General features: G+C 59.9%; 8 protein-coding genes. 7 read left to right on the top strand and 1 reads right to left on the bottom strand.

Going from position 1 to position 8,896, the window contains the following annotated elements; genetic code table 11:
- Positions 1 to 128: 128 nt before the first annotated feature.
- Both pabB and J3481_RS04780 read left to right on the top strand, forming a co-directional pair.
- On the top strand, positions 129 to 1,973 hold the full coding sequence (gene pabB, locus J3481_RS04785; RefSeq protein WP_206830830.1) for an aminodeoxychorismate synthase component I: 1,845 nt from the start codon (positions 129 to 131) through the stop codon (positions 1,971 to 1,973).
- A 44-nt stretch (positions 1,974 to 2,017) separates the two neighbouring features.
- Complete coding sequence (locus J3481_RS04780; RefSeq protein WP_206830829.1) at positions 2,018 to 2,929, top strand: RluA family pseudouridine synthase; 912 nt, start codon at positions 2,018 to 2,020, stop codon at positions 2,927 to 2,929.
- A gap of 9 nt (positions 2,930 to 2,938) precedes the next feature.
- On the opposite strand, the gene J3481_RS04775 is transcribed toward J3481_RS04780, so the two are convergent.
- Positions 2,939 to 3,343, bottom strand: a complete 405-nt coding sequence (locus tag J3481_RS04775) for an acyl-CoA thioesterase (protein ID WP_206830828.1) — start codon at positions 3,341 to 3,343, stop codon at positions 2,939 to 2,941.
- A 97-nt stretch (positions 3,344 to 3,440) separates the two neighbouring features.
- Here J3481_RS04775 and J3481_RS04770 point away from each other — a divergent pair, with 97 nt between their 5' ends.
- The 5 genes from J3481_RS04770 to J3481_RS04750 all read left to right on the top strand — a co-directional run bounded on the left by J3481_RS04770 (position 3,441) and on the right by J3481_RS04750 (position 8,882).
- Positions 3,441 to 4,487: a M23 family metallopeptidase gene (locus J3481_RS04770; RefSeq protein WP_236011162.1), complete on the top strand. Its 1,047-nt coding sequence runs from the start codon at positions 3,441 to 3,443 to the stop codon at positions 4,485 to 4,487.
- Positions 4,488 to 4,636: 149 nt separating this feature from the next.
- On the top strand, positions 4,637 to 5,131 hold the full coding sequence (locus tag J3481_RS04765) for an acyl-CoA thioesterase (protein ID WP_206830827.1): 495 nt from the start codon (positions 4,637 to 4,639) through the stop codon (positions 5,129 to 5,131).
- A gap of 40 nt (positions 5,132 to 5,171) precedes the next feature.
- The gene (locus J3481_RS04760; RefSeq protein WP_206830826.1) at positions 5,172 to 6,449 is read left to right on the top strand and encodes an O-antigen ligase family protein; all 1,278 of its coding nucleotides are present in this window, start codon (positions 5,172 to 5,174) and stop codon (positions 6,447 to 6,449) included.
- A complete protein-coding gene (locus J3481_RS04755) occupies positions 6,442 to 8,100 on the top strand; it encodes a hypothetical protein (RefSeq protein WP_206830825.1) in 1,659 nt (552 codons plus the stop codon). Before J3481_RS04760 ends, J3481_RS04755 begins: the two co-directional genes overlap by 8 nt.
- On the top strand, positions 8,097 to 8,882 hold the full coding sequence (locus J3481_RS04750) for a hypothetical protein (RefSeq protein ID WP_206830824.1): 786 nt from the start codon (positions 8,097 to 8,099) through the stop codon (positions 8,880 to 8,882). Before J3481_RS04755 ends, J3481_RS04750 begins: the two co-directional genes overlap by 4 nt.
- The last annotated feature ends 14 nt before the right edge of the window (positions 8,883 to 8,896 follow it).

Here is an 8,896-nt window from a genome sequence, read left to right as displayed (position 1 = left end):
ACCTCCAGCGCCGAGAATACTGGGAGGGAAGCCTCCTGGGAAGGTAGGTCGTTGCCAGGCGAGAGGACAAAGGTCAGGCACCCATCTGCCTGGCCTTTTTTCGATCTTTTCGTTTGAGGTGGATACAGATGGGGCATTCGGTCAGCCTGGTCTATGATTTTGCCTTGACGGACGGTGATGCACCTACCCGCTTCCTGTTTCGCGAGCCCCGTGAAGTGTGGTGGGTGACCGACGCAGAGGAGCTTTCTGCTGCAATGGCTGCCGCACAGGACTGGGCAAGGCGAGGAGCGTGGGTGTGCGGCTTTGTCACCTACGAGGCTGCTTGTGCCTTTCAGCCCCATCTGCGGGTTCACGAGCCAATGGTCCGTCTGCCGCTTGCCTTTTTTGCTGCGTTCGACGGTGCCGTGCGTCGATGCGATGTTCCGGAACAAAGTGTCCTCCGCGGCTTGACGACGGACGAGATGGCCAGTTCAGGTGGCAGCGATCTGTCTCCGATGTGGTGGATCGGGCTGCCGGATGCCTATCGTTTGGTGATCGAGGACATACGTCAGTCTATCGCTCGCGGCGCGGTCTATCAGGTGAATATGACAGGGAGAATCGCATTTCGAGGCAGCATGGAGCCGGATAGGGTGTATGAAGCCCTACGCCGTTCGCAGACAGCGCGTTACAGTGCGTGGCTTTATGTTGAACCATGGGACATCCTGTCCGTTTCGCCAGAGCTCTTCTATCGACGAGACGGTCGGACGATCGTCACGCGGCCGATGAAGGGAACCGCGCCTCGCGCCCAGGACCGGGCAGCTGACATGGAAATTCGCGCTCGTTTAGAACAGTCCGAGAAGGAACGAGCCGAAAACGTGATGATTGTGGACTTGTTGCGGAATGATCTAGGGCAGATTGCCGTGCCCGGCACGGTACAGGTCGATCGATTGTTCGAGGTCGAGGGGTATCCCACCGTATGGCAGATGACGTCGACGATCTCCTGTACGTTGCGCCCGGAAGTGAACACAGCTGACATTTTCCGAGCGCTGTTTCCTTGCGGATCTGTGACAGGGGCCCCGAAAGCAGCGTCTATGAAGGATATTGCCAAGTTGGAGCGGATGCCGCGAGGCGTGTACTGCGGGGCCATTGGGCTGTGGACACCGGACGATCGCGAGGTGTGGAGTGTCGCGATCCGCACCCTCGTGGGGCGCCGAGATCGCGCAACGTGGCTGTATGGGACGGGCAGCGGGATCACGTGGGACTCCTCACCTGAGCGTGAAGAGGCTGAAGTCTTGCTGAAGGCGGCGGTCTTGAGGCGCGCCGGCCTACCGCCGTTGGTGGAACTGCTCGAGACCATGCGGCTCGACGGAGGGACTTGGTTGTTGTATGAGGAACATCGCTCGCGCATGCTGCAATCGGCGCGCACGTTCCGCATTCCGCTGGAACCGCATGCGTTGGACGAGGCGCTAGCGGCCTGTGCCGCGGAACACCCTGACGGGACGTGGCGCGTTCGCGTGCGCGTCTCCATTTCAGGACGGGTCTCGTGGGAAGCTGCCGAGTTCGAGGGTTTCCGTCCGGCCTTGAGCATTGAAGAGGCCGTCAGCGGCCGGGACCACCACACTCTTGCGCTCTCCCCTGAGCCGGTCGACAGGCGTTGGTTTTGGTTGTACCACAAGACGACCGATCGCGGCTTCTACGACCGCATCCGCAGCCGTGCGGCGGGCGCGTTTGACGTTTTGCTGTACAACGAGGACGGAGAAGTGACGGAAGGCACGTTCGGCAACATCGCGTACGAGCTGGAAGGCGCGTGGTACACGCCGCCTGTCGAGTGCGGGCTGTTGCCGGGCACCTTGCGATCGCGGCTCCTGCGGCGCGGAGAAATGCGCGAGCGCGTGCTTCATCGATCGGAGATGCAGCGTGTTACGCGCTGGTGCTGGCTGAATGGACTCCGCGGCGTCGTTCAGGTCAAAGTTGCGGAGTCTGTGAAGATCTAACCTTTGGGGAAGGCGGATCGCGATCATCGAGAGGAGAGAGCATCTTGATTGAACTGACCATCGGCCCGTCCGATGACGGGAAACCTGTCCACAAGTGGTTGCGCTTGCTCTTGCCAGGGCTTCCGCTGTCGGGCGTGTACAAAAGCATTCGGACAGGGCGCGTAAAGGTCAATGGCAAGCGGGCGAAACAGGATACGAGGTTGCATGAGGGCGACGTGGTGCACCTGTACTTCAGCGACGACGACTATGCGTCGCTTCATGCGCACCCTGTGAAGAAATACCACGGGGTTTCGCGCGACATCGAGGTGTTGTACGAAGACGACGAAATTGTGGCGGTCAACAAGCCTGCAGGCGTCCTCACCCATCCGGCGGAAGGAGAATACAAGACCAGCCTCGCCGCTCAGGTGGAAGCCTATGTGTACGATCGCGGCGCAAAGCAGGGTGCTTTCCGCGCCGCTCCGGTCCATCGCCTCGATCGCAATACAAGCGGGGTCGTAATCTTTGCGAAGACGGCGCGCGCGGCGAAAGCCTGGGCCGACGCGATTCAGCGGGGTGAGGTGCTCAAGGAGTATCTCGCCATTGTGGAGGGCGCATGGGCGGGCCAGGGCCACGTCGAGGTGGGCGTCCGCCGCGAAGGACACACGACCCGGATCGCCAGAGAGGGGGGCAAACCGAGCGAAACGGCATACGAGGTCATCGCGTCGAGCCGCGGCACGTCGCTGGTACGGCTGCGCCTTTTGACGGGGCGCACGCACCAAATCCGTGTGCACATGGCGCATCTGGGACATCCGTTGCTGGCGGATCGGAAGTATGGTGCCCGTCCCATCCAAGGCGAGACGTTCTACTTGCATGCCCACCGCGTGGCATGGAACGGGGTGGACGTGATCGCGCCCATACCCAAGAGGATGATGGAGAAGTTGCAGACACTGGGCTACCGGGTCTCGGAGCTCATCTGATTCGGACGTTCAACACCCGGGCCCAGCAAGGGCACGCAACCGCTCGGGCACCGGGACGGGTCTTGCCGTGTCGGGCGACACCGTGACGATCACAAATAAAGCTTCACTGACGAGAGCCCCGAACTGGCCCGTGATGCGCTGGCGCATGCGCATGCTCGTGCGTCCCACCTGTTCGAGCCATGTCGTGATCGTCAGGCGGTCGTTTTGCCGCGCCGCCTGGTGATAATCGACTTCCGCGCGCGCCACCACGGTCACCGCTCCCAGGTCTTTCAGTGTGTGATAGTCCAGGCCGTGTTGCTCAAACCAGTCCTCTCGTCCCCACTCGTAGTATTCCAAGTACTTCGCGTTGTTCACGTGTCCGTTGACGTCGATCTCCGTGCATCGTACGGTAATTTCCATCTGTGTGATATTCATGTCTAGATGCCTCTTTCTTGTGCGGCGTCCCCGGCATACAATCGGCACGCGTGGAGACGGTAAGACGTAGACGTTGCCGATTGAAGGGGTGGTGAGTTTGCGTCGCACTCATTCTATCACGCGCCGTCTCCGGCACGCATGTCTCGTGAAGGCTGTCGCATGCCTGTTGAGTGTGGTGTGCGGCATGGTGCCGGTGCGGGCGAACGCGGCCGAGCATCGGAATCCTCATCCCCAGGCGCAGTGGCTGGCGCTCTACCAACGATACGGTCAAACCTATGACGTCGATTGGGCGGTTCTTGCTGCCATTGACCGATACGCCGAACTGACCAAGTCCAAGGATGCACGCGAGCGGGCCCCCTACTACGGATACGCCGTGGACGATCCCGCCTGGAGCGGGCCGTCCAATCCAAACCCGCGAGACGTGTTTGCGCCGACCATCGCCTTGTTTGGCGGTCTTGGGCAGGATGCCGACGGAGATCGGTTGGCGCTTCCATTTGACGCGGCGGATCGCATCAAGTCGCTCGCTCGGTTTATCGATGAGGAAGCGGGAGAGGATGAAGAGCAGGCTGTGTGGACGCTGTTTCAGGACCCGGTGGCGGTCGAGCGCGTGCGCGCATTCGCACGATTGTTCCACGCGTTCGGAATCGATCCTCAGGGACACGCGTTTCCCATCGACAAGCGGTACAACTACACCATCAAGCACACCTTCGGTGCGGGTCGCAGCTACGGCGGGCGGCGGATTCACGAAGGGGTCGACATTTTTGCGGATTACGGTACACCCGTTCTGTCATGCGCATACGGCTACGTGGAACTGATGGGATGGAACCGGTTTGGCGGATGGAGAATCGGGATCCGAGACGCCAACAACACGTACTATTACTACGCTCACCTCTCTTCGTACGCGAAGTCGCTGCATGTCGGCGATCTCGTTCGACCTGGACAGGTCATTGGCTATGTGGGCTCGACGGGCTACGGACCGCCGGGCACCGCAGGCAAATTTCCGCCTCACCTCCATTTTGGGATGTACAAGGATACCGGCCGACGCGAGTGGGCGTTCAATCCATCCCCGTATCTGCTGCAGTGGCAGCGGCAAAAACAAGTCGTGATTCGGACGCCCGTCCAGATGGCGTCGTCCGCCTCATGAAAATGCCGTCGAGGTCTGTCCTGCGATGTCGACAATGTGATATTGTATAGGACGGAGTGAATCCGGCAGACCCAGGAAACGGGTACCGAGGACAGGACCGTACCCGTTTCCTTTATGTATTCAACCGATCACGTCAAGGGGGGCGAACCTTGGAACCCAAACCTGCGCGTTTGTCCCGAACTTACATGACCGATTTGGTGTTGCCGCCGGATACGAATCAGTTTGGGACCATCTTCGGGGGCAAGGTGATGGCGTATATCGACAAGATTGCGGCCATCAGTGCCATGCGCCATGCGCGCCAGCGAGTGGTCACTGCGTCAAGTGACAGCTTGGATTTTTTGGCGCCCATCCGGGTCGGCCAAGCCATACACCTCGAGGCTTTTGTCACCTATGCACACAAGACGTCTATGGAAGTGTTTGTGAAGGTTTTGGCGGAGAACTTGCTTACGGGAGAAACCGTCCTTACGGCGAGGTCGTATTTGACGTTCGTCGCCGTCGATGAGAATGGACGGCCTGTGGAAGTTCCTCCGGTTCTTCCCGAGACGGACGAGGAGAAGGCGCATTACGATTCGGCTCCACGGCGAAGAGAACAGCGCCTCGCGCGCCGTCAAGCAGCGTCTCAAGGAGAACTGCCAATGCCCTGATGGGGTTGTCATCATGTTGGCTTAGGTAGGAGTGGGCAATATGCAAAATCGTATTCTCGGAACGGCGGACAGCGCCCAGCGCGCGGCTGCTGAACGACCGAGATTCGTGGCTCGGCCGCTGGCCAAAGGATGCGTGACGCTCTTGGCGGCCTTTCCTCTGGTCGACTACACCCTCCGGCAATTCGCTCATCCGCTTGGGTCGATCTGGGACAAGATTGTGCTCGTGATTCTCGCGTTGATCGCGCTGAATCGCGTGATGCGCGGACATCGTCCTCAGGTGTTCGCTTGGTCGAGATACGCGGGCTGGTACATCTTGTACTTGATCGCGCTGTTGTTTGTCGGCCTCGGCAGCCCAGGCACCTCGTTCGACGGACTGAGAGCCGACATGTACGATATGTTGTTCGGCCTGTTGTTACCCTTTGTCGTCGAGCCGGAAGACGCCCCCTCCTTTTTGTACCTGGCGGCGGCGCTCGCAATCCTCGTTGGACTCGATGGCGTGCTCCAGTATGCGCTCGCGGTGCCCATTCCGCCGGGGTGGGTGGATGTCGGAGAGCATGTTCGCACGCGCGTGTTTTCGGTGCTCAAGTCTCCCAATGAACTCGGCGCCTACATGGAGATGATGGCGCCGCTGGTGATGGGCATGGGGTTTGCGGAGAAGAACCGGGTTCGTAAACTCATCTTTTTGGCGGGCGGTTTCTTGTGCCTCGTCACGCTTCTGCTTACATACACGCGCGGCGCCTGGTTGGGGCTCGGCGTCGGCGTCGTCCTGGTGGCCCTTGCGTTTGAGCGACGTTTGCTCGCGGTGGTCGTCGTGTTGGGGGTCGTCGGTTTCTTTTTGCCCCCGATTCATCATCGCATCATGGATCTGTTCTCTCAGGTATACTACATCAAGTCTTCGCAGGGCGGACGACTGGTGCGATGGCAGCAGGCTTTTGATCAACTCGCCGGCAGCCCCTTGTTCGGAGCCGGACTCGGGCGATACGGCGGCGCGGTGGCTTCGGACAAGGGGCTCTCTATCTATTCCGACAACTACTACGCAAAGGTGCTGGGGGAGTCAGGGCTCGTGGGCCTCGTGCTCTTCTTCGCTCTGCACATTCGGATCGTGGGCGAAGTTGTGCAACGAGTGGTGCGCAGGGCAGGGCGAGGCCAGCGCCCCATCGCCTTGGGCGGGCTCATCGGCGTGATCGCCCTCCTTGTCCACAATGTGGTGGAGAATGTGTTTGAGTACCCGGCCAACTGCCTCAATTACTTCCTCATGGTCGGACTGCTGCTTTTGTGGAGCCGCACGTTCGATGGTCAGGAGGAGAACCATGGCTAAGTCGTGGAAGACCGTCGGTCTATGGATTTGGTATGTGTTCTGGGCGCTCTTTGCCAATGCGGCGTACGTGTGGATTCTGCGCCCATTGGTCGATGATCTGGCTCTCTACGGCGTGTTGGCGGCTATCGCCATCATCCTGCTGTGGATGACCTCTCTTAAGCGCCCGATTCGCCGGAGATGGCTCATCTATACGCTGTTCGTGCTGATGGCGGCGGAGGGTTACAGCACGCTGGCATTTGCCAGTAAACTTAAACAGGCCTTGGTCGCGATGGGGATGCTCCTCTTGTTGTGGCTCTTGGCCATCCTCGTGGGGCGCGTGCGGCCCGTCGCCTCGCTTCTCGGCGGGGCCAGTGTCGTGATCGCACAAGTGTTTCTCCCGCTCAACGACTGGGCTTTTCTCACGCACTTTCGGGTTTTGCAGGACGCCCAGGTCAACCTGCGCGTTCAAAATTCGCCCGAGGCGCCCTTCGCAGTGATCCCGGTGTCGGGCGGACAGGCCATCATCACCATTGACAGCCATGTGCCCACCAAGCAGGAGCTAGAACAACGCGCGATGGCGGCGACCGACTCACCGAATGCGCTCTATAACGTCCTTCAGACCGCGCATGGCGAGTATGAGGTCGTGGAGTTGAAGTCGGTTGGAGGACACCTGGAGAAAGTCGTTCCGGCCCCGCAGGACTTGGCGCGCGTCAATCCGTTGGATCTCGTGCGCGCCTTCTTCCCATACGAGCTGGCGAATTGGTACGTGGAGAATGGGCGGATCTATGAGTATCTGACCCCATTTTTGACCGACCAGCAGGCTGTGGAAGCTGCGCTCGATCCGGCCGCGTATCCGGCCAGTTTTCAGGCGATCGCGAACCAAGCGAGCGCGAAGGAGATCGCCAACTGGGACGACTGCTTGGCCGAGCTCGGGGTTCGGCCGAATCGTGCGGGGTTTTACGTGTCCAACGACCAACTGGTGGGTCTCGGTGCAGGTCGAGGGTCGACCGTGTCCATGCAGGCTGAAAGCGTGGTCGGTGTGGGTCACTTTACCAGCGCCTCGGACCTTCAGATCCTGCTCGTGGGAGACAATTCGTTACACGTGTACGATATCCGTGAGAGGAAGATCGTCGCGACGTACCAGGGGTCTCCTGAAAACCCGGTGCCGAACGATATTCGCATCGGCCCCCTCGTTTCCGGCGGCCGCGATGCGATCTTCGTCAACGCAAGTCCTGCCTATATCCTGACCGTGAGTCCTGACGGTACTTGGAAACGGGTCTATACGGCGCCCAGCCAGTCGTTTCGGTTTGAGGCGGTCTTGACCGGCGTGAAGCCGTATCCGGAGATTGTCACGAACGATCCGTCCTATCTTCGAAATTCTCCGGTCCGGTACTTTTCGGCGTATCGGTTCGAACCGGGGCATGGCGCTACGGGCCAATTGGTGCGAGTTTGGCGCGTGTTCAGAACCAATGTCGTGAATGTCACGCCGCTGCACTTGGCGGGCGTTTCGGGTGAGGTACTTGCCCTTGATATCTATGGCACTGGCGAGTATCTGGTCATCTCCCCGACGAACGCCCCGGTGCTCCCCGCCGCCTGCGCCGTATTGGCTGCGATCATCGTGGCTGGATGGTTGTATCGTCCGCGCCAGAGAGGGGAGGGGGATGCGCGATGAGGTGTAGCCGGCTGAGCTTCGCGGGACTCGTGCTCTGCGCAGGATTGCTCGCAACAGGCTGTACGCCGGGCGTACAATCTGTCTCCATCGCGTCAGGCACAGCGACGCAAGTGGTGAGCAACCAAGCGCCCTGGTCTCCTCTGCTGAACGCGCTCGACAAGAGCGAAGCGGCTTCGATGTACAAGATGCAGACGGCCGTCAACATTCAGAACGGCAACCTGCACACGAGTTTCACGGTGTACGGCACCATCCAGCAACCGGACATGGCCAGCATCCAGGTGCATGAAAACAACTTCAACATCGCGTTTTATCAGCAGGGGGAGGTCGCCTATCAGCAGGATGGGACCATCTGGTCACCTGCTCAACCCGTCTCCAACTTGAATGCGTACCAGACGTACCGTGACGTGGTGGAATATGCGATGGCTCACCACCTTCGCCTCGTGAAGATGAACCGCACCTACGTCGTGGACGAGTATTGTGACGTGTACCGAGTCGTCGTGCCCAACGGCATCGTCTCGCTGCCGCTGTTTCTGGGCGGGACGGCTGGAGCAAACGAGGCCGAGTTGTCCCGTCACGCAAGTGAAGTCGCGTACGTGTTTTACGTGGGAGAAACTTCTGGCTATCTGCGTCAGGTGCAAACACAGTCCGTGGCCGTGGTGGACTCGGTAGGTTCGCTCATCATGCAGACGTCCACCATCTTTCAGGACATCGACAATGCTCAATTGGCGAAGGTCCAGATCCCGGTTTCCTTGGTTCAGCAACTGGAGCAGGGTGTCCAGTGATTGCGCACCTTGTC

The organism is Alicyclobacillus fructus (genome assembly GCF_017329605.1).
GTDB classification, from domain to species: domain Bacteria; phylum Bacillota; class Bacilli; order Alicyclobacillales; family Alicyclobacillaceae; genus Alicyclobacillus; species Alicyclobacillus fructus.
This window is presented reverse-complemented; position numbering and strand designations above follow the sequence as displayed.